The sequence below is a fragment of the Bradyrhizobium sp. LeoB3 genome (assembly GCF_055456055.1).
The window spans coordinates 117025-140477 of record NZ_JBVBEF010000001.1; the positions used below are offsets into that span (position 1 = coordinate 117025).

Genomic DNA, 23453 nt, shown 5'->3' on the forward strand with positions numbered 1-23453 from the left:
GCGCCATCAAACGCGGAACTTTGAATCCTGTTCATGGTCGGTTTCTCTTTGGGGCAGGTCAAGCCGCCCTCGCGCCACCAGCAACGCGCCGGCCGCCGCGTCGGCGTCGGGACGCCTCAGGCGAGCGCGCAGGTCAGGCGTCAGCCAGGGGGTAATGGCATCCGCGAGTCCGCCCACCAGCGAGAGCCGGTCAACTCCTCTCGCCAGGAACAGATCGAGCAGATCGCCAATGGCATCGGCCGCGCGTTCGACAATGCGACGGCCGACCGGATCGCCCTGGTTGGCGTGGCGCATCACGATCGGCGCGAACGCAGCGTAGTCCGTGGCTCTGGCTTCTTCAGACCAAGCCACCGCCTGATAGGGATCATGATCGAATGCGCCCAGCACCTCTGAAAGCAATGGGGTCAGCTCGCCGCGGCGGTCCGCGGCCCGCAGCGCCAATCGAACAACCTGCAGGCCGATGTCAGCGCCGCTGCCTTCGTCAGACACGGGAAAACCGTAACCGCCGAGACGGATTTCGCGGCCGTCGATCAGGCCGACACCCACCGAGCCTGTACCGGCTACCACAATAGCCCCGTCTGCGCCGCTATGGGCGCCGAGACAGGCCGCGAGGCCGTCGCTGATGAAGATGACAGACGCAAAGGGATGCGCGATCTTGTTGAGCGCCGCTTCCGCGCCTCGGCGACCAATTCCGGCAAGGCCAAATCCGGCGTGCATCCGCGCGAAATCCTCGTGCGTCAGTCCGGCCTGTGCGGCTGCCGCTTCGGTGGCCTCCATGATGGACCGCCAGGCCTTCTCGAAGCCGATCCGCGTCGTAGCAGGTCCGGAGCTCGCTTCACCGATCGCCCTGCCGCTTTCGTCCTCGATCCGGGCGCGGCAGCGGGTTCCGCCGCCATCAATGCCGAGATACGTGGTACCTTTTGTTCCCATGGAAAGTTAACGCCAGGGTTTCGCTCCGGGTCCCTCCCGAAGCCGCTTGGTGTACATATGGGGTGTTATACCGGACTCGCCTCACGAGTCCATGACTGCCATTCTCGGATCAATACAGATGGGCCACGCTGGGTCTTCCGCCTCTCTCTCGATTGCCGCGCAACACATCTTTGATGGTGTCGACATGCGCGGCCCGGGGTCGGTCAGGATATCGCAGGGGCGGATTGAAAGCATCACCTTCGGCGAGGCGGCGGCACGCGCCGCCATCCACCTTCCCGCAGACGCGATCCTTGCACCCGGCTTCATCGACATCCAGGTGAACGGAGGCGGGGGCGTTCTTCTCAACGACCAGCCGACGGAGGCTGGCGTTCGACGCATCGTTGAGGCGCACCGTAAGCAGGGGACCACGGGTTGCCTGCCGACCCTCATCACCGATCGCAGCGAGGTCATCGAGCGATTGGCTGCAGTCGCCCAGGCTTGTCTGACGATTCCCGGCGTGCTCGGCTTTCATCTGGAAGGGCCGGCTCTCAACAGGTCTCGCAAGGGCATTCATCCGGAAGCCGAGATACGCGTGCCCGATCGGCGCGATCTCACCGCGATCAAAAGTTTTGGGGGCCGCGGCCGCTCCATTGTGACCTTGGCCCCGGAATGCGTGCCCGCGTCCATGATCGATGAATTGATTGGCGCCGGATTGCGTATCGCGGCCGGCCACAGCGACGCCACCGCAGCCGAAATCGGCCAGGTGGTCGATCGCGGTGTCTCGGGGGTGACCCACCTGTTCAATGCCATGTCGCAGTTGAACGCCCGGGAGCCGGGCCTGGTGGGCGCCGCGCTTTGGGATGACCGGCTGTTTGCAGGGATCATCTGCGACGGCATCCACGTTGACCGCGCCGGTTTGCGTGTTGCCTTCCGTTGCAAGGGACGCGATCGATTGATGCTGGTCACTGACGCCATGCCACTCGTGGGCACGAACGACCGGCAATTCATGCTGCAGGGAAGGCAGATCACGTTGCATGAAAATCGCCTGACTGGCCCCGATGGCACCCTCGCGGGTGCTCACCTCACCATGATCGAGGCGGTGCGCAACGCTGTTGAGCTCGCCGGAATCTCCCTCGTCGATGCCCTCATCATGGCCTCTCGGACGCCCGCTTCATTTCTGGGCCTGGAGTCCGAGCTTGGACGGATCGCGCCTGGATGCCGCGCGGACCTTGTCGCCTTCAATCCGAACTTTGAAGTCATCGGCACATGGATAGGCGGTGTCGGTTCGACGGACGAGACGGGCGCGGCTTCTCACCGAGGTTAGATGCGCAACCATCCCATCATCGTGCAAAAATATGGCGGTGTCTGTCTCGAAACACCGGAGAAAATTCGCGCGGTTGCGCGCAGTCTCGCCGAACTGCATGGCCGTGGTCATCGTGTCGTGGCGATTGTCTCCGCCATGGGCAAGACCACCGACCAGTTGATCCAGATGGCTTATCAGGTAAGTCCTGCTCCCAATCGCCGTGAACTCGACATGCTGCTGACGACCGGCGAGCGCATCAGCATGTCCCTGATGAGCATGGCGCTTGCCGACCTCGGTGTATCAGCGATCAGCTTCACCGGCAGCCAAGCCGGCGTGATGACCGACGACTCCCATTCCTCGGCACGCATTCTGGATGTCCGGCCCATTCGTGTGCGTGAGGAGCTTGATCGCGGTCGCGTCGTGGTGCTGGCAGGATTTCAGGGCGTGAACCCGGCGACCAGGGAAATCACCACGCTCGGCCGGGGCGGCAGCGACACCACGGCCGTTGCGATGGCCGCGGCGCTGAAAGCCGAACGCTGTGAAATCATCAAAGAGGTCGACGGAATTTGTTCGGCCGATCCGCGCATCGTGCCGGATGCAAGGCCGCTGCGGCGAGTGGACTTCGAATCCCTGTCCGAAATGTGCTTCTGGGGCGCAAAGATCCTGCATTTTCGCAGCGTAGAGCTGGCGCAAAGTCAGGATGTGCCTCTGGTTATCAAGCGGTGGGGCGGCGTCGAGCACAGCACGCAAGTGATGAAAGAGGTTGCAGGCATGGAAAACGGAAAGGTTTTGGCCGTCAACTCGATGGTTCGCATTGAGCACGTGGAAATCGATTCCAAGGATCTCAATCACGGTTTCGAGGTATTCGCGCAGCATCTGAAGCGAAACAGCCTGTCCTGGCCGCAGCTCCTCGCCTCGGGCTTCACCGCGGGAAAAACCAGCATGACCGTGGCCTGCGATACAGAGTGGCTCGACGCCCTGCTCCGCACGCTGGAGCACGCCAAGGACCTGCGCAAGCAGCGCGAAGCTTCAAGCTCGGTCAGTCTCACCTGCTTCGGCGGGGTTTCGTCGGAATTGCCGTTCAGGGCGTTGCAGGTTCTTGGACAGCATGGGATCGTCCCCGACAGTTACGTGTTGTCGCCGCATTCGGTCAGTCTGTTCGTCCCCGTGGAGAACCGGGAGGCTGCGGTCAAGGCGCTGCATTCGCTTGTCCAGCACGCATAAAGCCGAGCGCGAGCTCAGCTCGGTCACGAACAGCCGGGCGCTCGCAAAACCATCGACATTATAATATCAGCGTTGCAGCGACCCGTGTGTACCATGTCCGACATGGGATTGTGACACTGGCTTGCTAGTGTCCGCGACGCGCTTATGAATCTGGGGGTGGCGTGGACTCGCTGGAGCGCGATCGCCCGCGAGACCGAATCGCGCTCATCGTCGCATTGGAATCAAAATCGCCACCTATCGGTTTCTGTTTCCGATCCCTGCCATGATATGCGGATCGACGTGACGATCATAGTCCTCGGCACTAAGAAAACCGAGCGCCACCGCAGATTCGCGCGGTGTCGTGGAATCGCTCAACGCCTTGGCGGTGATCTTCGCGACCTTGTCGTAACCAAGGATCGGATTCAGAGCGGTCGCGAGCAGAAGGGCGTTCGACACGTTCCGATCAAGCTGCTGCCGGTCGATGTCCAGATCATGAATGAGACGCACCGCAAACGTCCGGCTGCTGTCCGCCAGAATCCGGATCGACTGCAGGATGTTGTAGATCAGCACGGGTTTGGCGACGTTGAGCTCGAAGTTACCCGACGCGCCCGCTGCCGTGACGGTCGCGTGATTGCCGATCACCTGAAAGGCAGCCTGCGTCACCACTTCTGCGATGGTCGGGTTCCGCTTGCCCGGCATGATGGACGAGGTCAGCCCGTCATGCGGGATGACGAGCTCACCCAGGCCGCAGCGCGGGCCTGAACCCAGAAACCGGATGTCGTTCGCGACTTTGAGAAGGCACGCTGCAAGCGTGTTGAGCGTGCCGGAAACTTCAACCAGAGTGTCGTGTGCGCCCATCCCCTCAAACTTGCTCGGATTTGACGTGAAGGGCAGGCCGGTCAATGCGCTCAGTTCATCGCAGAACGTCACGTCGAAGCCAGCCGCCGCGTTGAGGCCGGATCCGACCGCGGTCCCGCCCTGCACGACGACATGGAGGCGAGGCAACGCATCGTCGATCCGGGCGATGCAATTATCGATCTGGGTGTAGAAGGCCTGAAAAGCCTGTCCCATCGTCATGGGAACCGCATCCATCAAATGCGTGCGTCCGATCTTCACGACGTCCGAAAAAGATACGGCCTTCGCCGCGAGTTCGTCGCGCAGCGCTTTCAAAGCCGGCAGCAGGCGGTCGCGTATCTCCAGCGAGGCGGCAATGTGCATCACTGTTGGAAAGCTGTCGTTGGACGACTGCGAGCAATTGACGTGATCGTTGGGATGGATCGGTGCCTTCGTGCCGAGTGGCTGACCCAGCATTTCGTTGGCGCGGTTGGCAATGACCTCGTTGACGTTCATGTTGGTCTGCGTGCCAGAACCAGTCTGCCAGATCGTCAATGGAAAATGATCGTCGAAGCGGCCCTCCCGCAGTTCCACGGCAGCCAGCTCGATCGGCTCGCCAATCGCCCGATCAAGCACGCCAAGCCGAACGTTGGCACGGGCCGCCGCGATCTTCTGCACAGCAAAAGCGCGAAACAGACACGCAGGAAAACGCTCGTCACCGACTTCAAATACCCCAAGCGCGCGTTGCGTCTGCGCGCCCCAATAGCGATCGGCTGGCACTTCGATGGCGCCAAATGCGTCATGTTCGATGCGTGACTGGACCACGTTGGCTGTCCTCCCGTGGAGACTCGAAACCGGAGATTAAGTTCAGTTTGCGCTAGGCAGTTTCGACGCGCTTCCAGGCGGTCTCGTCGAACTCTCCGGCCAGTTTCGCGACGACCACCGTTGCCACCGTGTTGCCGATGACGTTGCACGTCGCAAGCGCGATTGAGAGAAAGCGATAGACGCCGAAGATCAGCGCGAGGCCGTCGACCGGCAGAATTCCGGATGCCGTGACGGTCGCGGCGAAGACGACGAAGGAACCACCTGAGACCGTGGCCGCGCCCTTCGATGTCAAAAGCATGATCGCGAGAATTCCGATTTCCTGCTCCCAGCTGAGCGGCACGCCATAGGCATTGGCCAGAAAGATCACGCCCATCGACATGAACAGGGAGGTGCCGTCGAGATTGAAGGCGTATCCAGTCGGCAGGACGAGCCCGACCGTCTGCTTCGAGGCTCCATACGCCGGCAGCTTCTCCAGCAGGCGCGGCAGCACGCTTTCCGAGGAGGCGGTGCCCAGCATGATGATGATTTCGTCGCGGATGTAACGCAGCAGCCGGAAGATATTGATGCTGAACATGGCGCAGACTGCGCCGAGGACCACCACAATGAAGAGGATAACCAAGGCGTAGAACGTCAGCACGAAGTATGCGAGCGAAATGAGTACGGCTGTTCCATTGGAGCCGACGGCATAGGCGACGGCGCCGAACGTTCCAATCGGCGCCAAGGCCATGATGATGTGGATGAACTCGAAGAACGCGGTCGAGATCGTGTTCAGTCCGCTCTCGATGGGGGCGCGCTTCTCCGGCGAGAGCGCCATCAGCCCGAAGCCGAAGATCAACGCGATGACGAGAACCTGAAGCAACTCGCCGCGCGCGAAGGCGCCGACGAAATTGTCCGGGAAGACGTTGAGCAGGAACTGGTCGAATGTCGTGTGCGAGGTTGCCGCGGCCTTCGTCGCGGCTTCGGCGCCTTTGGTTGCTGTTGCCGGCGCAGTGATATGATCGAGGTTCTTGCCGACCCCGACGAGATTTCCGAACAGCAGGCCAAGTGCCAGTGCAATCGTCGAGACGATCTCGAAATAGATCATGGCGATCAGCCCGACCTTGCCTACCCGTTTGATGTCTCCGGCCGCGACGACGCCGACGGCGACCGTGAGAAAAACCAGCGGCGCGACCGCCGTCTTGATCAGCCGCAGGAAGATATCACCGAGGATCTTCAGGGAAGCGCCGAATTCGGGCCACACAAGACCAACGATGATTCCGAGCACCATGCTGACGGCAACCTGGAGACCGAGGTTCTTCCACAGGGCCTTCTTCGTTGGCTTGACGGTCTGTTCGAGAGCGATGTCGTCGCGCTGCGTTGTCGCCATGGCGGCCATGGTGTCCTCCTGGGTCATCTGTTGGGCTGAAGCGGCGCTCTGCGGCGCATTAATGAGATCGGGTGCTCGGCGCGGGCGATATCAGTCGTCGCGAGCGGCGTTCGCGCCTGAAATGTCCAAAACGCGATCGACCATCGGGCCACACAGGCCCAAATAGTTCGCGGGATCGCAGTGACGCCTGATCGCATCCTTGCCACCGAGAGCTTCGGCGATCTCCGGCACATCAGCGAGAATGTCGGCGAGTTGTCCGCCGCCTTCGATGGCCTTGCGGCAGGCGTCATAGACGACGTCGTGCGCTTTTTGCCGCCCGAGCTTTGGCGCGGCGGCCATCATCACGGCCTCCGCAACGATGAGGCCTTGGGTGAGATCGAGATTGTCCAGCATTCGCCGCTCATGGACGACAAGGCCGGCGAGCATGAACTTGGCGTTGGCCAGCGACGAGGCGGTCAGCAGGAAGCTCTCCGGCAGCGACACCCATTCGAGATGCCAGGGGCCGGTCGCCCGCTCGAAATCGTGGATCATGCCGTCAAGCATCGCGGCGACGTGCTGCCGCACGGCCTTCGCCGCCGCGAGCATCAGCTCGCTGGAAATGGGATTGCGCTTCTGCGGCATCGTCGACGAGGCACCACGCCCAGGCACGAACGGCTCGGAGACTTCGCCGAATTCCGACGCCGACATCAGCATCACGTCGGTCGCGATCTTCCCCAATGTGCCGGTGATGAGGCCCAGCAAAGTCACGGACTCGGCGATGCCATCCCGGGCGACGTGCCATGTGATCGACGGCTGATGCAGTCCCAGTTCTTCGCAGAACAGTTTCTGCATTTCGAGGCCGGCGGCGCCGACAGAGGCAAGCGTGCCGGCGGCCCCGGAGAATTCGCCAAGCAGGATACGCGGCAGCGCCTGATCGACGCGCTCGATATGCCGGTCAATGGAGGACAGCCAGACCGCGGCCTTGTAGCCGAACGTCACTGGAAGCGCTTGCTGGAGATGGGTTCGCCCGGCCATCGGCGTGTCGCGGTATTTCCGCGCCATCGTCGCCAGGATGTCACGGACCTCGCGCAGGTCACGCGCAACGATTTGAAGCGCTGCCCGGATCTGCAGAACGTTGGCCGTGTCCATGATGTCCTGGGTCGTCGCCCCCCAATGAACGTAACGACCAGCTTCACCCGCAGCTTCCGAAAGCTGATGCACAAGCGGAAGGATGGGGTAGCCGACGATCTCGGTTTCGTGACGCAGCTTTTCGACGTCGATCTTGATGGAGCGCGCAGCCGCCTCGATGGCGTCGGCGGCGGCTTTCGGCACCACGCCCAATCGGGCCTGGGCACGGGCAAGGGCGACTTCGGCTTCGATATAGCGCGCGATGAGCGCATCGTCGGCAAAGACCGCCCGCATTTCGGCAGTCCCGAACATGTCGCGAAACAAAGCCGAATCGAAAACTGTGCTGCCCATCCGTCGACTCCCTTGGATCCTTGTGTTATATTATGTACCTACATATTAATATGTACGTACATAAAGGATGAGTCAACATCCTTTCTTGACGAATCCCACTCGCATTGGGCTTCCATTGACCGGATAGAACGGAGGCAGGTGTGGAAACGCGTTACGCTTACGTTGCTCGCCTGCTCACGGAGGCAATCGCGGGCGGTCGACATCCCATAGGTTCGGTTCTGCCCAACGAGTTCGAGCTGGCCGAACAGTTTGCCGTGAGCCGCTCGACGGTGCGTGCCGCAATGCGCGAACTTCAGGCGTCAGGCCTCGTCAGCCGCAAGCGGAATGCAGGCACCCGCGTCGAAGCGCTGACGCCGCAGCGCAGCGGTGGCGGATTTACCCAGGCGCTCGAATCCATAGAGGCCGTGCAGCGGTTCGGCGTCGAAACCGAACGCCACGTCCAGCGGGTTGCCGAGGTCGTCGCCGATGATGCGCTGGCACGGGATCTCGGATGCCAGCCCGGGCGTCGCTGGCTGCGCATATCGAGCCTCCGCATGATCCCCGGCGATGCAACGAAGACGCCGATCTGCTGGACTGATGTCTACATTGACGACGCTTTTGCGCGCGAGGTTCGATCCAGGATGGAGGACCATCGCGACATCTTCGGCACGCTGGTAGAAAAGATATCCGGCCGGCGATTCAGCGAAATTCGTCAGGATATCCGTGCGGTCGGCGTGTCCCATGACATGGCGGAGCCTTTGAAGGCCACGCCGGGCGCGCACGCGCTTGCGATCCGGCGCCAATATCTCTTCAGCTCGAACGAGATGGCCGAAGTATCGCTCAGCATTCACCCGGCCGATCGATATAGCTACACGACTAGGTTGATGCGGAAGGATTCGGAGCGGGAGTGAGGTCCCGTGCATTGCGCGAAAACATTCCCAGCAGGAGATGATTTCAGGCTGCGCTCATAACCGCCCGAAGATATTGCGCCAGCTCGGCGCGACGGAAGGGTTTGCCGATAACGGGAAACTCGCCCTCTGCCCCGTGGCGCGACAAAGTGTCTGCCGCGTTGCCTGAAGTGAGCAAAATCTTGATGCCGCTGCAGAGGTGCTTCGCTTCGCGAGCCAGTTCAACACCGCTGATGCCTCCCGGCATCATGATATCGCTGAATAGCAGATCCAGTTTCTTGTTATCCCTCAGAATCCGGATGGCGTCGGCGCCATCTTGGGCGCAGAGGACTTCATAGCCGAGCTCTCTCAGTATTGCTGACGTGACGTCCATGACGTCGTGATCATCTTCGACCATGAGAACCCTGCCTGACCCTGCTGCTATGTCCTGGAGTTGGGTGATATCCCTCCCCACATCGGACGCTTGGCCGGATCTGGGCAGATAGAGACTGACCGTGGTTCCCATTCCGACCGTGCTTTCGATGGCGACATGGCCGCCGGATTGCCGGACGAACCCATAAACCATGCTGAGGCCGAGCCCGGTTCCTTTGCCGACCTCCTTCGTGGTGAAAAACGGTTCGAACACCCGATCCAGCGTGTCTTGCGGCATGCCGCAGCCAGTGTCGGTGACGGAGAGCTTGACGTACGATCCGGACGCGGCGTCGGCAATGGCGCCCTCGTCAAGGGTTATATTTCGTGCCTCGATATCGAGCCTGCCGCCGTCCGGCATGGCGTCGCGCGCGTTCAGGGCCAGGTTGAGGAGTGCTGTCTCCAGCTGCGCAGGGTCAAGATGGCATGGCCACAGTTGATCATCCGCGACAAGGTTGATCTTGCACCTGTTCCCGAGTGCGCGAAGGATCAGTCCCTGAAAATCCCGAATGAGAGCATCAATGTGAATGGTCTTCGGGTTCAGCTTCTGCCGTCGGGAAAAAGCGAGAAGCTGCGCGGTTAGGCTCGCACCCCGGTCGGCGGCCTTCCGCGCCGCTACTGCGAGTCTCTGGACGCATTTGTCGTCTGCCGTACGGCTCTCGATAAGTTCGAGATTGCCGGAAATCACCATCAGCAAATTGTTGAAGTCGTGGGCAACGCCGCCCGTGAGTTGGCCGACGGCCTCCATTTTTTGGCTCTGATGAAGCTGTTCTTCCATCAAGCGCCGCGCCTCCACGGCGTGCTTCTGTTCGGTGATGTCTCGAAACAGGATGACGATGCCTTCGCCGGATGGGAATGCATTGACCGCGTACCAGACATCTCGGAAGAACGTTTCGACGGACGCGGAGCTCTGTTCCGACATCGCCGTATGTGCTCGGGCCGAGAGGTCTTTGTCGGTCCAATCCGGAAAGATCTCGCACAGATTCATGCCGATGAGGTCATATCCTACAGCGAGCTGCGCCTTCGCCCTCTCGTTCAGATAAGTGATGTACCATTCTGTATCGACGATGAGGACGCAGTCGGTCGTGCTCTCGAATATTGTCGTGATCCGAGCCGCTGCCTGCTCGGCTTTCTCCTTGGCATCGTGCAGCTCGTGTTCGCGGTTCGCGAGCGCATCGGCCATGGTGTTGAATGCGTCGGCGACCCGGGTAATCTCTGATCCTTTGTCCCGGATATGCACTCGACACGCGTAGTCGCCAAGCCGCCATTGGTTGGCCGCATCAACCATTTGTCCCAGCGGATGCTGGATGAACCGACGGGCACCAAACCAGGTCAAGGCCAGCACCACCGACGTGCCCAGGACAATCAGAAGGATGCCTAGCCGCGTACGACGTTGGATCTGACTGAAGGCCAGCGTCTTGTCGACGCCGAAGGTAACAAAAATCTCTCCGGCGTCTGCTTGCAGCGCCGTGTAGCCTACGATCCGTTCTACACCGTCAATGTCGCGCGCGGTTGTTGTGCCCGAGTGATCCGAGTGCAAGTAACGGTCATCGGGTATCCTCCGGCCGACGAACTGGTCGTTACGAGGATAGCGTGCGAGGTACGTGCCGTTGCGGTCTCTAATGGCGAGGGCGACGCCGGGGGGTGGGCCCTTCTGCGCGAGATAATGAGCCAGCCAATCGAGGCTGAGGGCGGCTATTACGACGCCGCCCATGTGGCCATCGTCGGCATAGAATGGCAGGGCAAAGTGGAGGACGTTGCGGCCGGTCGCTCGGCCGTGCGCGAACTCTCCGACGGTAAACTTGCTGGTTTTCAGGACGTTGGCAAAGTAGGCGCGCCCGGCGGCGGTCGAGGGCTTGTAATCGCTGGTCGAGTCGCAGAACGAATCGCCATTCATGTCGACCACAATAAAATCAATGAACTCCGGATCGCGCTCCTTGATTCTGGAGAGGTAAGCCTCGCATCCGGGGGCGTCCTTCGCCTTGACCGCGGGAAGCTCCGAGAGTGCAATCAATGCCTGGCGAATTCCTTGGATGATCTGCTGCTGCTCGGCGGCCGCGAGCTTGGCGAGACCAAGCGCCAGCTCTTGCACTTCCATTTGGTGCGAGAAACGGAGGTCGAACTCATTGTACAACTGGATTGCGATTCCAGGCAGAAGGGCAAAGGCCACCAGGGCAAACAGCCGCAACAATAAAGCCACTGCCTAATTTCCAGGACGAGAAATCTGACGTTGCAGGCTGTAGAGCTTTGGCGGGCGAGGACGGCGCAGGGCGTCATGCCCGCAGCACACCTTGGCTTCGCGATCACGGTAATCGGTCCGACCGACCAGCGGACGTCGTGCGTGTCGCCTTCGTGTCATCTCTTACTTCTCTGCTGCTCCAATTGGGGGAGGGCAGTACATCGGCTTTGTTACGGCGCGATTTCGGTGTTTCGAGTTTTGTCACCGTGGTGACATAATTTGTCGCGCCAACGACCCACCTCGCGTTGTTTGTTACAGTTGCAACGGAGCGCCGTTGGGAGGAGCTAGCGGGCCGCTTGCGGCGGCCGCGGGAGGATCGAAGGCGCTGTTATGGCATGGGCGTCGTTCACCTGCAGATGCGCTGACCGTTGAATCTCTGATCGATATCGCGCTTCTTTCACTTGGCCCTGAAGCCGGATCCTCGTTCGACCGACCGCTGCCAGCAATCATTCTTCGCGCGCGTGTGATGGTTACGCAAAACATCGCTGATGAGAGTTATGGTCCGGATCGACTGGCGCGCGATCTCGGTCTTTCGAGGCGATCTCTGTACAATGCATTCGGTCAGATTGGACTAACGCCAGCGCATTTTATCAAACAGCTCCGTCTGGAGCGCGCGCGAGCGGAAATCTTGGATGTCCCTGACGTGGGCATTACCGAAATTGCGCTCAGGAACGGCTTTTCAGACGGTGCGAGTTTCAGTCATGCGTTCAAGGCGAGCTATGATATTTCGCCGCGTGACCTCCGCAACTTGAAGCGCTGACCTAAAGGTCGGTCTTGAGACCGGTTGCGCTCCCCTGCGAATGCAAGCTGTGTCAGCAATGTGCACCGCACCAACTCTGCGGTCCGCTTGCCCACGCATTTTTCGCGAATCTACCGGCAGCGGTTCGACCAGACGCCACGCCAGCAACGATTGGTCGATGAGATCATGATCGGATTGGATGGAATCGGATCATGATGTCACCTCTTTGTTCGAACCGATCTTTTGTCACGCCAGCAAGATGGCATCGATCTCGACGGCGAAATCGATGAAGCTGCTCTGAGTCAACGTGCGGGCCGGTGGTGGATCACCAATATATTCCGCAAACACCTGATTGAACGCGGGGATGTCCTCGAGAGACCGAAGATAGACATTTATCTTCACGGCGTGCCGAAGCGAAAGACCCGATGCACGCGCCACGGCTTCGAGGTTGTCGAGCGCAAGACGAGCTTGCTCAACGAACGGCGCATCGCTGATGCGCCGCCCGTCCCTTGTCCGAGGTGTTTGGCCGGCAAGAAAGACAAATCGTCCTTCTGCGCTGATGGCCTGCGAATAGGGACCCGCCGGTGGGGACGCCGCGACGGTCGAGATCGCCTGGCGGGTCGTCATGCAACCGCCCTGCGCTTTTTCTTCAGCGTGTCCAGCGTGCGAACCATGCGATCCAGCGCTGAGCTCCACTCGTTCTCATCGCGCGCGTAGCAAACCCGAAAGTGGCCACCACTTGCAGGGCCAAATTGGTATCCGGGACTGACCAACGCTCCAGCCTCCGTGAGAAGAGCCTCGGCCACGGTCGGCCCGGGCAGTTCAAGGGCGCTGACGTCGACCCACGCATAGGCGGTGCCCCGTTGCGGCTGCCATTTGAGCCAGGGAAGCTGACGCAGCTTCTGGTTGGTGAGTGTCCTTAGCGCGGTGAAGGCGGTCATTCGCTCCGCCAGCCAGACATGGTCGTCGCGCAGCCAGCAAGTGAGGAGGTGCTGCGCATAAGCAGGCGCACGCAGCGCAGTGACGGACAGCACGTCCTCAATGCGCGTAGCTATCTTCTCCGGTGCAACCACCACGCCAAGGCGATAGCCGCTCAAGGATTCGGTCTTGCTCGGCCCCAGCAATGTCACTGTACGCTCGAACATTCCGCGCTGCGCGGCCAGGTGAGTGAAAGATCCTTCGTGTATCAGCCTGGAATAGAGTTCATCCACCAGGACAGTGACATCGTAGCGCTTTGCCAGCTCCGCAATATGGCCGATCACTGCCTCCGAAAATACTGCGCCAGACGGATTGTTCGGATGAGAGAATACGAACAGCCGAGCGCCCCGGCTCGCAAATTCGGCTTCCAGGACGTCGAAGTCCGGATGTGGGTCGCCGGCATCGAGATGCAGCGGAACGTGGCCCGGCTCTGCGCCAAGGAAACGCACAATCCGTTCGCTGAAGACACGATCGCCTTCCTGCACCAATCCATCCAGGCTGAACGCCATCAACCAGGACATGTGGCGCGCCTTCCCAGAGCTTCTGGCGAAGGTGCAGGATGATGCCGCCGTCCGCGTCCTGGTGCTCCACGGCGCGGGCGACCGCAGCTTCTGCTCGGGCAACGATATCAGCGAGTTCGACAAGGTTCGGGCCGATCCTGTCGCTGCAGCGGCTTACAACGCCATGCAGCGCGACGTGGCTACTCGGTTTCGCGCGCTGACCAAGCCGAGCATTGCTGCGATCAACGGCTATTGCCTTGGAGCTGGCTTTGAGCTGGCTCTGATGTGCGATATGAGGGTCTGCACGAAGAATGCGCAGTTTGGAGTACCTGCGGTAAGGCTCGGTCTGCCCTATCGGCTCGAAGATATCGCGACCATCCTCAATGTGGTCGGGCTGGCTCAGGCACGCGAGATGGTATTGCTAGGGCGCCGCTACGGAGGCGAGGATGCGCTTCGTCTGGGGCTCGTAAACTGGTTGGCCGACAGCGTCGGAGCGATGGCAACTATCGTGGACGCGGCGGTAGGAGATTTGTTGTCTGGTGCACCGCTTAGTCTGGCCGCAGCGCGGATCGCATTCCAGGAGCTAGCACGGCGCGACGGACCGCCGGATCTCGAACGTGCGCAGCGGGCGGCGGATCGATGTTATGCCAGTCAAGATTATGCGGAAGGTCGAGCGGCTCAGCGAGAGAAGCGCAGGCCAGTCTTTCGTGGAAACTAGCCTGTAGCGATCGCGTAGCCGGCATATTTCCTGCGTGATCGCTGTATTCGCTTCACTTCAAACGTGCGCGAAGATCGTCGGTGAGGCGGGTCAATTCACGGTCATTCGGCAGGAGGCGGGACAGTCGCTCGGCGTATTCAAGGGCGGCAGCAATGTTGCCGGAATCGCGGCTGAACGAGACGAGGGCAGACAGGGACTCGCGATCGTCCGGATGGCGGGTCAGGTTCGCCTTCAAGACTTCAATCGATTCCCCGATGCGGCCCGACGAATGTAGTGCCACGGCGTAGACATAGGCGTAGCGCGACCGGTCAGGTTCGAGCTCGCTCGCCGTGCGGAATTCGCCAAGCGCGTCGTCCGGCCGCTTCTGCCGCGTCAGGCTGAGCCCGAGGGCGTGGTGCAAGCCGGCGTCCTGGCGTGAAGACGTGATCGTAGTTCTCAGAACACTTTCGCCGTCGCGGTCCCGGCGAAGCTGCCGATAAAGGTCCGCCAGATTGATCGCCGCAGGCGCATATTGCGGGCTGAGCCGCAGGGCCGCCCTGTATTCGCTCTCTGCATCGGCTGCCAATCCGCGCCGCGCAAAGAAGTTTCCGACGGTCGATCGTGCCTCGGGTCGGTCGGCGTTGAGACGTTGCGCCGCAATGAACTCGGCAGCGGCCCGTTCGAAGGCCGCGCGGTCCGCCGAGGGCTGGGCCGCGGTCGGAACGGCGGCCAAGATCGACACCGCCCTGATACGAACGCCGCCGCTTGGATCGGCAAGAAGCGGCGCGACCAACGGCCAGATCCGCTCGCCCGGAAGGCCGTCGAGCATGTCGAGCGCTGCGACCCGCACCATCGGGTCGGCATCTGCCAATCCCTTGCGCGCGAGCTCGATATTCGCAGGTGAGACCCGCGAATGAAGTTCGCCAAGGGCGCTCGCACGCGCAATGGACGGTGCGGTGGGACTGGCCGCCACCACAGCCAGCAGTGTGGCAGCGTCTGCGCGGCCGGTCCAGGAAGCCTGGAAAGCCTCGGCGTAATTCTGAAAGCCTTTCCGGACCGGTCCGTGCCAGCGCTCGATCGCGTCGGCCGCCCATTGTGCGGATCTGTCGGCATGACAATTGTTGCAGGCATTCGGGGTGCCAAGCTTTACGGAGAGGTCTGGCCTCGGAATTCGAAGGCTGTGGTCGTGCCGCTTGTCGATCACCATGTAGGTGCTGACGGGCATGTGGCATGACGCGCAAGCCACGGCCGGCACAACGCCTTCGTGGCGATGATGTGAGGCAACTTCATATTTGTCGGAGGCGTGGCATTGCAGGCAAACGCCGTCGCCTGGAGCGCGGAGCCTGGCGGCATGAGGGTCATGGCAGTCGCTGCAGGTCACGCCGGCTGCAAACATCTTGCTCTGCTTGAACGGGCCGTAGTTATACACCTCATCGAGCATCTGCCCGTCCGCGTGATACAGGCCAAGAGCAAGAAGGGAAACGGCATGCGTGTCGGACAATGGTTGTCCTGGTACCCAGTCTTCCGAAAATTCACCGCGTCGGGCGTGGCACAATCCGCAAGTCTCGACCTCCCTGCGTGTCACCGCAGGAGCGATGCTGCGTTGCGGGTTGCCGGTCTTCGGATCGGGGTGCCAAGTAATGCCGTCCCGCTCGTTCAGCAAGACGGCTAGCCCCTTGCGCGGGTCATCGTCTTTCCCAAACCAGTTCCGCTGGCTCTGCGCCCAAGCGACGTGCCGCGAGCCTTTGCCGTGGCATGCCTCGCAGCCGACGCTGATCTCCGTCCAGGTCGTGCGAAAGCGGTCCTCGGCCGCGTCGTAGTTCTTCCGGATGCCCGTGGAGTGGCACTCCGCACACATGAAATTCCAGTTCTGATTGAGCTTGGTCCAGTGCAGCACGTCGTCGTGCTTGATCTCCTCATTGGGATAGAGATGAAACCAGCGTTGCCCGCCCTTGTCCTTCGGCCGGCTATCCCAGGCGATTGAAAGCGCCTGAATACGGCCATCGGGGAACTCGATCAGATATTGCTGGAGCGGATCAATGCCGAAGGTGTACTTGATCTCGAAAGTCGCAAGCTTGCCGTCAGGACCATCGGTCTCCACGAAGAATTTGTCCTCCTTCTTGAAGAACCGCGAATGGACGCCGAAATAGTCGAAACCGGCGTCATTGAAATTCCCAAGCACGGAAGCGGCGGTCGCGTGCTGCATGGCATGCTTGTGCTGGGACGCCCTCCACAACGCGGTTTCGGCCTGATGGCACCCGGCGCAGGCTTCACTGCCGACAAAGACGGCAGCAGAGGCGGCCTTGCTTGAACGAAAAGCCGCAGGGCGGACGACACCGCCATTGATGGCAAACAGGAGTGCACAACCACCCAACGCGAGAACTGCCATCGCCATCCATGTGGCGGCGCGCGTCGGTGGCCTCTGGTTCTTATCTGCTCTGTTGTCGCTGCGCGCCACGAATTGCTATCCGCTGCAGGCTAAGGACGAATTCCAGCAAATCCTCTGGTGCTGTCCCGCGCTATGCAGATTCGGCAAAATGTCTGCGCGCCATTGCCGGCTGAGCCGGTCCATCGCCTGCCGGATCCCCTTCAGAATCGGTGCTACTGCTCGAACGGAAACACTCGCTTCCAATCGTTTTTCATGCTGATCACCGTCCAGCCGTCCTTCCTGGCCTCGTCATAGAGCGCGGGCGTGAAAGTGCCGACCTTGGTGTCCGGCAGACCTTGTGCCGGGCCGTAGGCGTATTCGCGGGCGGCATCGTCATGCAGCACCAGCATCTTCAGACGCGCACCAGTACCCGCACCGGTCCACTCCAGCATCTCGCGATCGCCCGTCGAGTTGCCGAACGCCGCATACGGCCGGCGCCCGATCATGAGGTGAATCCCTTCCGGTTTGCCGGCGTTGTCGTCGTTCAGGATAAGCTTAGGCTCCTTGGTCAAAAACGGCTTGCCGTCCTTGCCGTAGCCGTATTTCGTTCCGCCCGCGGTACCGACGACCTGCTCAGGCGGGATGCCATAGACCTGTTCGGCGTATACACGCACGAAGTCCTGCCCTCCACCTGTCACGATAAAGGTCTTGAAACCGTTATCACGCAGGAATTGCAGGACTTCGAGCATCGGCTGATAGACGAGTTCGGTGTAGGGGCGCTTCCAGCGTGGATCTCGCGCGGTCGCGATCCACTGCTTCGCTTCGGCCTTGAACTCCTCCACCGACATCCCCGTCAGCGTCGCAGCCAGGATCTCCTCCAGGTCCCTCAAGGAAAGCCTGGCGATCGCCTCCCGATCGCCCGAGAGCACGGTCTTGAACGGCGCGACGTCCTTGAGCTCCGGCTTTTTCTCGACCACCGCCGGGACGCGCTCCAGGCAGTAGAGCACTTGCGTGTACATCGGATGCTCGACCCAGAGCGTGCCGTCCTGGTCAAAGACGGCAATTCGATTCTCCGGTGGCACGTGGTTCGGGCTCGCGGTGTCGGTCGTGACGCGCACGAAGTCGAGGATCGCCTGTTTCGCGGCCCCATCGTTCCATGAAGGTAATGGAGCCTGCGACGTTGTTTGCGCCAATGCCGGGATCGTCAGGAGCGGACTGGACAAGGCAGGCAACAGCGTCAAGATCGAAATCAGAACGCGGCGGTTCGTGCGATAGTGCAAGAGAGCCTGCATGATCGTCTCCTAATTCTGCGCCATGATCGCTTGCGCTGCCACGAGCAGGAAGGCGTGTTCGATGAACCAGCGCACGTCGTCGCCGGACTCGTGCTGAGCCCGCTCGAACGGATCGGAGCGAAGGTTGAATATTCTGGGCAGGCGTAGAAGCCATCTTTCGCTCTAACTGTCGTGTGCAGACGCCCCGTAGGGCGTCTGCCTGTTCACATCGCGCTCGCTTCATGCAGCTTAGTCGCTCGCTGCGCGGGAATTGGCCTTCTTGACCTCGTCCAGGATCCCGCTCAGGTTGTAGCTCTCCGGCGCCTGCAGCGGCGGGAATTTCTCGTACGTCAGGAGGTGCTGCAGCCATAGCTGCTGACCGATCGGCAACAGGTTCCAGTCGTACTGGAAAGCCGTGGCCGGGGCGCCGAGTGTGCCGCCCAGGCTCATGGCCGATTTCTGGTCGATGCCGACATTCTGCTCGAAGGGATCACGCTTGATGTTCTGGACCAGCGTGAAATGGAATGGGATCAGCGGCATGATCCAGCCGGCCGGCCCGGGCTGTGACATCGTGTAATACATCTTCCAGTTCTTGTAGCGCACCGCCGACGGCGTCGCGCCCGAGAAATAGAAGAAGAAGTCGCGCGCGGACTTTTCGGACTTGCCCTCGAGGTAGTCGCGCTGGTTGACGCCGTCGAGGGTGGTCTTGACGATGCCGGGATACCTCCCTGCCTCGATCTGCTGCTTCAGCTCGTCGCCCTTGGGGCCGCCGGCGATGTCGACCAGGGTGGGCATCCAGTCTAGGGCGGCGAAAAGCTGGTTCTTCACCGTGCCCGGTTTGATGACGCCCGGCCATTTGATGACCATCGGCGCGCGGTAGCCGCCTTCCCACGCCTCGCCCTTCTGCCCCTTGAACGGCGTGATGCCGCCGTCCGGGAAACTGATCTGCTCGGCACCGTTGTCAGTGGTGAACACGACGATCGTATTGTCGGCCTGACCCATGTCGTCGAGCTTCTTGAGGACGAGGCCGATGTTGTCGTCCATTTGCTTCATGCCGGCTTCGTTGACGCCCCAGTCCTTGCCGCCGCGCTCGCCCACCATGGCCTCGTATTTCGGCGGCAGCACGGTCACGACGTGCATGCGGGCCGGGTTGTACCAGACGAAGAACGGCTTATTGGTCTTCTTGGGGTCGTTACGGTCGAGGAAGCTGATGACCTTTTCCGAGATCTCCTCGTCCACCGTCTTCGATCGTTCCAGGGTCAGCGGACCCTCGTCGCTGCACATCTGGTTCTTGCTGGTGCCGTCCGAAGATTTGCACGACAGGATATTGCGCGGGGGCGTTAGACAGATCGTCGTCTTGGGATCCACCGCGCCAGGCACTTCCGGCACGCCGGGGATCGGCGTGTTCTTGCACGGCGGCGCAACCGTCTGCTGGAGCGCGGTCTTGTTGATGTCGGGGAAGCTCACGCCCTGCATCGCATCGAGGTGATAGAGATAGCCCCAATACTCCTGGAAGCCGTGTGCCGTCGGCAGGGCATCGGTGTGATCGCCGAGATGGTTCTTGCCGAACTCGCCGGTGGTGTAGCCGAGATCGAGCAGGAACTGGGCGAGAGCCGGCGTGCCGGGCCGCAGGTAGGACGGGCTCCCCGGGAGCTGTGGCGGGATCATGCCAGTGCGCAGCGGATACATGCCAGTGAAGAACGCATTGCGGCCGGAAGTGCAGCTCTGCATGGCGACGTAGTCCATGAAGATGGCACCCTCGTTGCCGATGCGATCGATATTAGGCGTTTCTCCCACCATCAGGCCGCGGTGATAGATGCTTGGCTGCATCCATCCGATATCGTCGCCCATGATGAAGAGGATGTTGGGTTTTTGTCCCTGCTGGGCGGAGGCAGGAATGCTTGCCACTGTCATGACGGCGCACGCCAAGACAAGAGCGCCCGAAATTGGTCGGAACAAGCTCATGGTTGCTTCCTTAGTTGGCGGCTGCCGAAAGCCCCGGAGCCGCAGCCTTCGCCCACCTCCACCCGCCGACCAACTTGCCTTTGCCGGTTCATGCGAGATCGCAACCGGCAATCGGTCGGACGCTTTGCGACGGCAAATTGGGCGAAAGGCCCTGAATGCGCTATGCACATTCGGCAGATTGAGGGCGTGACGGAAAGCGGTACACCAAAGCGCGTTGCCGCCGTTCCGCAGCGACCAGGCCCGCAGTCCTCAATCGGCACAAAAGATTGAAAGCCTCGCCTACGAGGCTGAGGCTAGTGTTGGCTTCGCAGGGCTGACTATGCGCTTTCGGCGGATCAGATCACGGATCGCGTTGCAGCGTGACGGAAGGCGACTCTCCGAAGGTGGTGCGATACGTCACCGCAAAGCGCCCAAGCTCCTGGAATTGATGATTTCGCGCGACCTCCGCGACGGTTGCCATCGAAGGATCGGCGCGACGCAGTGCCGAACGAGCCTGGTTCAATCGCCGCAACAAGAGATATCGTGCGGGGCTTACGCCGAGGAACTCCGCGCAACACATCCGCAGGCTGCGCTCTGGCACGCCGATCTCGGCGCAAAGCGCAGGCATTTTGAGTCTTTGATCGATGCGTTTGCTTAGGCCATCTTCGAATCGATGCATGACGGCAGTGTGATGGTGTCTTGCCTTGGAGTTGTTGTTGTTGTCGATGTCGTCGGCGGTCAGACAATTGATGATCGCGTGGAGCAATTCCTGCTCCAGCGCTCTTGCCACCTCGGGGCGCTCGACCAATTTCCGTCCAGCCTCTGCAAGGTAGCAAGCTTCTCTGAAGAGAAGACGAAATCTTGATATATCCGCGCGGGCAGGGTGGAGCATTCTGCTCACGGGCGGCGGCGCGATTTCCCGTCCAGTCAAGGCTTTGCTGCAAGTCCCGAATTGGTCCGGCGATAGGGCTATCAAGCCCCATTGGGACGCGCCTTGGGAGCGCTGATGGGTGCTTTCGCCGCGACCGTGCAAAACCATGTCGCCGTTCCGCAAGACAAGCCCATCGGACACGAGGGACGCGGTACCCAGCGGAAAAGAAAGGAATATCCGTTCGGGGGGCAGCGAAATATATGCGATGCGCGGAAGGATTTCCCGGCACCGACACAATTCCAGATGGTTCAATCTCAACCGTGTTAGCCGTGCCTCGAAATCGCCGGCACCCGTTATCGTTAGATTGATACGGACATCGCCGAATCCTGCGGCATAGCCGTCAGCGTCGCCAAACGTGAGTGTCGCGCCTTCTGCCATTTGCGCCGTCCCGTCGGACCGGTGCACGGTCCGGTCTCATCGAGGGAGGCAGCATCAAGCAGTCGGCCGCTGTCGGCTATGCGGGTTCGGAAGGTCGATGGCGGGGGTGGAATGCGAAGAATATGCAAATCCGGCAAGCCGGCCGATAATCTCGACTAGGTGCTGCGACCATAGGTGTCCCCTCAGTGGAAAGACCGTCCGCAGGCGGTCTTTCGTAGTTGGCGGAGTAATTTTGGCCGGATGCCCATTTTGTGGCGACACTGACGATGCGATAACCCGGCTCTCATCTGGTCTCGGCAAATTCTTCCAACGCCTGGACCGGCACGGATGCGACGTTGGGCATTCCCCATGCTGTCGACGTCCTGATCTGCCGGTGGGCCCACCCAACGTTCTGGGTAAACACGTGGCTCAGGACCGCCGTAACGCGACCTCCGCAATCAAGAACCGGTGCTCCCGACGCACCGTGATCGATGATAAGGCGATTCTCGCCCTCATACATTTCAAGGAGTGCCATGCCCGACAGCTTCCCGCCGTCTCCAAATCGAACGAACCGTCCTCCGACGAGTTGCGGGCGGCCTGCCCCATAGGCAAGGGCCACGACCTGCTCTTCCGGAACGAGTGGCTCGTGGCGGATCGCCGCACTCTGGGCGTTGATAACGGCACGTCCGAGTTCGATCACGGCCAGCTTTTCCATCTGCCCTCCAGCCAGGCGCAGGATGCGGGCGGCGATGAATTGACTGTCGTTCCCGTCCACGATCTCAAGGGACTTCCAGTCCTGCGTCGATAGCTCCATGCCGGCGGTGACGTGTTCAGCGGTGACGATCGTTGTTCGTGACAGGAACCAACCGGTGCCTCGCACGCCGACGAGGCCCCGATGCGACTCGCGCTCCGCCTCATCGAAATGCCTGAAGATGCTGACGGCTGAGTGCGCAACCTGTATGGGATCGACGCAAGCCGCAGAAATCCGCTGCGTATTTGCGAGCAGAACGAAAACAACGAGTGCCCCGTAAAAAATGCGTTTGCGCATTCCAAAGGGCCTCCTTCTCCCTCTTGCAGGGGAGACCGAAGCCTGCAAGAGAGCAATAGAGCTCACCGCCTTACCCGGAGGTTTTCCGAAATTTAGCGATTTCCCGCGCGTAGTGGCATGATTTTGTCGCAGGCGACCGCGCGTTTGCGATCACGCGCACCCGGTTCAGGCGAGGCCGGGCCCGGCGAAAGCAAGGGTTGATGGGCGGTCGAGCCGGACCCTCGGGTCCGCCGGCGGGCGCCGCAAGGTGCACGACGGCGTTTCTCCGAAGAACATTCGGTAGGCAACTGAAAAGCGCCCCAGTTCCCAAAAGCCGTGGTCGGCCACGATTTGCGTGACAGTTGCCGTTGATGGGTCCGACCTCAGGAGCGCCCGCCGCACAAGGTGCATTCGGCGCAAGGTGAGATAACGGATCGGTCCCATGCCAAAATGTTCCTCACAGGAGGCGCGAAGAGTGCGTTCGGCGACACCAATCGCCGCGCAGATTTCCGTGAGATAAAGTGGGCGGTCGGGATTGGCCTCCAAAAATTCCTCGAACCGCGCGACGATCGCGTCATGGCGACGGTCGCCCATGGTCGTTTCCAGCACGACACCTTCCGCGAGGCACCGGACCATGACATGCACCAGTTCGCTCTCGAGGGCGCGAAGCACTTCCGGTATTGCGAGTACATCGGGGGTTTCATGTGCGAGTTGTCCGACCACCTTGTGCAGCTTCAGCAGCCGCGACATCAACGCAGGATTCGGGTGAACGCTACGCTCATCCAGCCGCTTGCTGAAACCACCGCCAGCTATCGCTTCGACCGCCACGTCGAATTCATCGATCGGGAGAGACATCGCCCCTAAATGATAATCATGGCCGGATCGATGATGTGCAACGTCAGTTCTGTTAATGATGATGTCACCAGGCAAGACGTCTTGGCCACAGTGCTGTAGTGGGGACGAATTGGATTCGGTGAGAAAGATGATCGATCGCCGGTCGGGCCTGCACGCAACGTTGCTGATTTGCGGCAAAGATACAGTGAAACGCTGCATCCAAAGTTTGGTCATGCCGATCTGTGTAATCTCGGCCCAAAAATCTCCCTTCGTTGTAGGGAGTATCTCGACATCAGTCGCTTGAACGGCGGCCTGACAGGGAAACGGATCGGCAAATCTGAGAACTCTTGCCCACGACATTGTATTAAGTCCCTG

The 23453-nt window shown here is 60.8% G+C and carries 18 protein-coding genes; 5 read left to right on the top strand and 13 right to left on the bottom strand.

What is annotated here, in order from left to right:
- Positions 1–6: 6 nt before the first annotated feature.
- Positions 7–930, bottom strand: coding sequence for a glucosamine kinase nucleotide-binding domain-containing protein (locus tag ACZXDY_RS00460; protein WP_464344037.1), 924 nt, complete (start codon positions 928–930; stop codon positions 7–9).
- A gap of 118 nt (positions 931–1048) precedes the next feature.
- On the opposite strand from ACZXDY_RS00460, the gene nagA reads away from it, so the two are divergent.
- Positions 1049–2233, top strand: a complete 1185-nt coding sequence (gene nagA / locus ACZXDY_RS00465; RefSeq protein ID WP_464344384.1) for an N-acetylglucosamine-6-phosphate deacetylase — start codon at positions 1049–1051, stop codon at positions 2231–2233.
- On the top strand, positions 2234–3436 hold the full coding sequence (locus ACZXDY_RS00470; RefSeq protein WP_464344038.1) for an aspartate kinase: 1203 nt from the start codon (positions 2234–2236) through the stop codon (positions 3434–3436).
- A gap of 234 nt (positions 3437–3670) precedes the next feature.
- On the opposite strand, the gene ACZXDY_RS00475 is transcribed toward ACZXDY_RS00470, so the two are convergent.
- From ACZXDY_RS00475 to ACZXDY_RS00485, 3 genes are all read right to left on the bottom strand, one after another.
- A complete protein-coding gene (locus tag ACZXDY_RS00475) occupies positions 3671–5074 on the bottom strand; it encodes a class II fumarate hydratase (protein ID WP_464344039.1) in 1404 nt (467 codons plus the stop codon).
- 52 nt (positions 5075–5126) lie between these two features.
- Positions 5127–6440: a cation:dicarboxylate symporter family transporter gene (locus ACZXDY_RS00480; RefSeq protein WP_456643830.1), complete on the bottom strand. Its 1314-nt coding sequence runs from the start codon at positions 6438–6440 to the stop codon at positions 5127–5129.
- A gap of 90 nt (positions 6441–6530) precedes the next feature.
- Positions 6531–7898, bottom strand: coding sequence for a class-II fumarase/aspartase family protein (locus tag ACZXDY_RS00485; RefSeq protein ID WP_464344040.1), 1368 nt, complete (start codon positions 7896–7898; stop codon positions 6531–6533).
- A gap of 140 nt (positions 7899–8038) precedes the next feature.
- Here ACZXDY_RS00485 and ACZXDY_RS00490 point away from each other — a divergent pair, with 140 nt between their 5' ends.
- The gene (locus tag ACZXDY_RS00490) at positions 8039–8788 is read left to right on the top strand and encodes a GntR family transcriptional regulator (RefSeq protein WP_464344041.1); all 750 of its coding nucleotides are present in this window, start codon (positions 8039–8041) and stop codon (positions 8786–8788) included.
- A 43-nt stretch (positions 8789–8831) separates the two neighbouring features.
- On the opposite strand, the gene ACZXDY_RS00495 is transcribed toward ACZXDY_RS00490, so the two are convergent.
- Positions 8832–11393: an ATP-binding protein gene (locus tag ACZXDY_RS00495; RefSeq protein WP_464344042.1), complete on the bottom strand. Its 2562-nt coding sequence runs from the start codon at positions 11391–11393 to the stop codon at positions 8832–8834.
- Positions 11394–11706: 313 nt separating this feature from the next.
- Here ACZXDY_RS00495 and ACZXDY_RS00500 point away from each other — a divergent pair, with 313 nt between their 5' ends.
- Positions 11707–12192: a helix-turn-helix domain-containing protein gene (locus ACZXDY_RS00500; protein WP_464344043.1), complete on the top strand. Its 486-nt coding sequence runs from the start codon at positions 11707–11709 to the stop codon at positions 12190–12192.
- A gap of 225 nt (positions 12193–12417) precedes the next feature.
- Here the strand turns inward: ACZXDY_RS00500 and ACZXDY_RS00505 are convergent, their stop codons facing one another.
- Positions 12418–12798, bottom strand: a complete 381-nt coding sequence (locus tag ACZXDY_RS00505) for a RidA family protein (RefSeq protein WP_464344044.1) — start codon at positions 12796–12798, stop codon at positions 12418–12420.
- A complete protein-coding gene (locus ACZXDY_RS00510; protein ID WP_464344045.1) occupies positions 12795–13670 on the bottom strand; it encodes an aminotransferase class I/II-fold pyridoxal phosphate-dependent enzyme in 876 nt (291 codons plus the stop codon). The genes ACZXDY_RS00505 and ACZXDY_RS00510 overlap by 4 nt, the downstream gene beginning before the upstream one ends.
- Here ACZXDY_RS00510 and ACZXDY_RS00515 point away from each other — a divergent pair.
- Positions 13669–14367, top strand: coding sequence for an enoyl-CoA hydratase-related protein (locus ACZXDY_RS00515; RefSeq protein ID WP_464344046.1), 699 nt, complete (start codon positions 13669–13671; stop codon positions 14365–14367). The genes ACZXDY_RS00510 and ACZXDY_RS00515 overlap by 2 nt on opposite strands.
- Before the next feature lie 52 nt (positions 14368–14419).
- Here ACZXDY_RS00515 and ACZXDY_RS00520 read toward each other — a convergent pair whose 3' ends face one another.
- The 6 genes from ACZXDY_RS00520 to ACZXDY_RS00545 all read right to left on the bottom strand — a co-directional run bounded on the left by ACZXDY_RS00520 (position 14420) and on the right by ACZXDY_RS00545 (position 23438).
- Entirely contained in the window at positions 14420–16552 is a 2133-nt protein-coding gene (locus ACZXDY_RS00520; protein ID WP_464344047.1) for a cytochrome c3 family protein, read from the bottom strand.
- 395 nt (positions 16553–16947) lie between these two features.
- Complete coding sequence (locus ACZXDY_RS00525) at positions 16948–18006, bottom strand: HAD family hydrolase (RefSeq protein ID WP_464344048.1); 1059 nt, start codon at positions 18004–18006, stop codon at positions 16948–16950.
- Positions 18007–18234: 228 nt separating this feature from the next.
- Positions 18235–19899 carry an arylsulfatase gene (locus ACZXDY_RS00530; protein ID WP_464344049.1) on the bottom strand — a complete coding sequence of 555 codons (1665 nt, stop codon included), beginning with the start codon at positions 19897–19899 and terminating at the stop codon, positions 18235–18237.
- A gap of 391 nt (positions 19900–20290) precedes the next feature.
- On the bottom strand, positions 20291–21238 hold the full coding sequence (locus ACZXDY_RS00535; RefSeq protein ID WP_464344050.1) for a helix-turn-helix transcriptional regulator: 948 nt from the start codon (positions 21236–21238) through the stop codon (positions 20291–20293).
- Positions 21239–21521: 283 nt separating this feature from the next.
- On the bottom strand, positions 21522–22265 hold the full coding sequence (locus ACZXDY_RS00540; protein WP_464344051.1) for a S1 family peptidase: 744 nt from the start codon (positions 22263–22265) through the stop codon (positions 21522–21524).
- Positions 22266–22430: 165 nt separating this feature from the next.
- The gene (locus ACZXDY_RS00545; protein WP_464344052.1) at positions 22431–23438 is read right to left on the bottom strand and encodes an AraC family transcriptional regulator; all 1008 of its coding nucleotides are present in this window, start codon (positions 23436–23438) and stop codon (positions 22431–22433) included.
- Positions 23439–23453: the final 15 nt, after the last annotated feature.

Coding starts and splice junctions, on each gene's coding strand:
- ACZXDY_RS00460 (WP_464344037.1), bottom strand. CDS start 930: ATGGGAACAAAAGGTACCACGTATCTCGGCATTGATGGCGGCGGAACC.
- nagA (WP_464344384.1), top strand. CDS start 1,049: ATGGGCCACGCTGGGTCTTCCGCCTCTCTCTCGATTGCCGCGCAACAC.
- ACZXDY_RS00470 (WP_464344038.1), top strand. CDS start 2,234: ATGCGCAACCATCCCATCATCGTGCAAAAATATGGCGGTGTCTGTCTC.
- ACZXDY_RS00480 (WP_456643830.1), bottom strand. CDS start 6,440: ATGGCGACAACGCAGCGCGACGACATCGCTCTCGAACAGACCGTCAAG.
- ACZXDY_RS00485 (WP_464344040.1), bottom strand. CDS start 7,898: ATGGGCAGCACAGTTTTCGATTCGGCTTTGTTTCGCGACATGTTCGGG.
- ACZXDY_RS00505 (WP_464344044.1), bottom strand. CDS start 12,798: ATGACGACCCGCCAGGCGATCTCGACCGTCGCGGCGTCCCCACCGGCG.
- ACZXDY_RS00515 (WP_464344046.1), top strand. CDS start 13,669: ATGTGGCGCGCCTTCCCAGAGCTTCTGGCGAAGGTGCAGGATGATGCC.
- ACZXDY_RS00510 (WP_464344045.1), bottom strand. CDS start 13,670: ATGTCCTGGTTGATGGCGTTCAGCCTGGATGGATTGGTGCAGGAAGGC.
- ACZXDY_RS00520 (WP_464344047.1), bottom strand. CDS start 16,552: ATGCAGCACGCGACCGCCGCTTCCGTGCTTGGGAATTTCAATGACGCC.
- ACZXDY_RS00525 (WP_464344048.1), bottom strand. CDS start 18,006: ATGCAGGCTCTCTTGCACTATCGCACGAACCGCCGCGTTCTGATTTCG.
- ACZXDY_RS00530 (WP_464344049.1), bottom strand. CDS start 19,899: ATGACAGTGGCAAGCATTCCTGCCTCCGCCCAGCAGGGACAAAAACCC.
- ACZXDY_RS00535 (WP_464344050.1), bottom strand. CDS start 21,238: ATGGCAGAAGGCGCGACACTCACGTTTGGCGACGCTGACGGCTATGCC.
- ACZXDY_RS00540 (WP_464344051.1), bottom strand. CDS start 22,265: ATGCGCAAACGCATTTTTTACGGGGCACTCGTTGTTTTCGTTCTGCTC.
- ACZXDY_RS00545 (WP_464344052.1), bottom strand. CDS start 23,438: ATGTCGTGGGCAAGAGTTCTCAGATTTGCCGATCCGTTTCCCTGTCAG.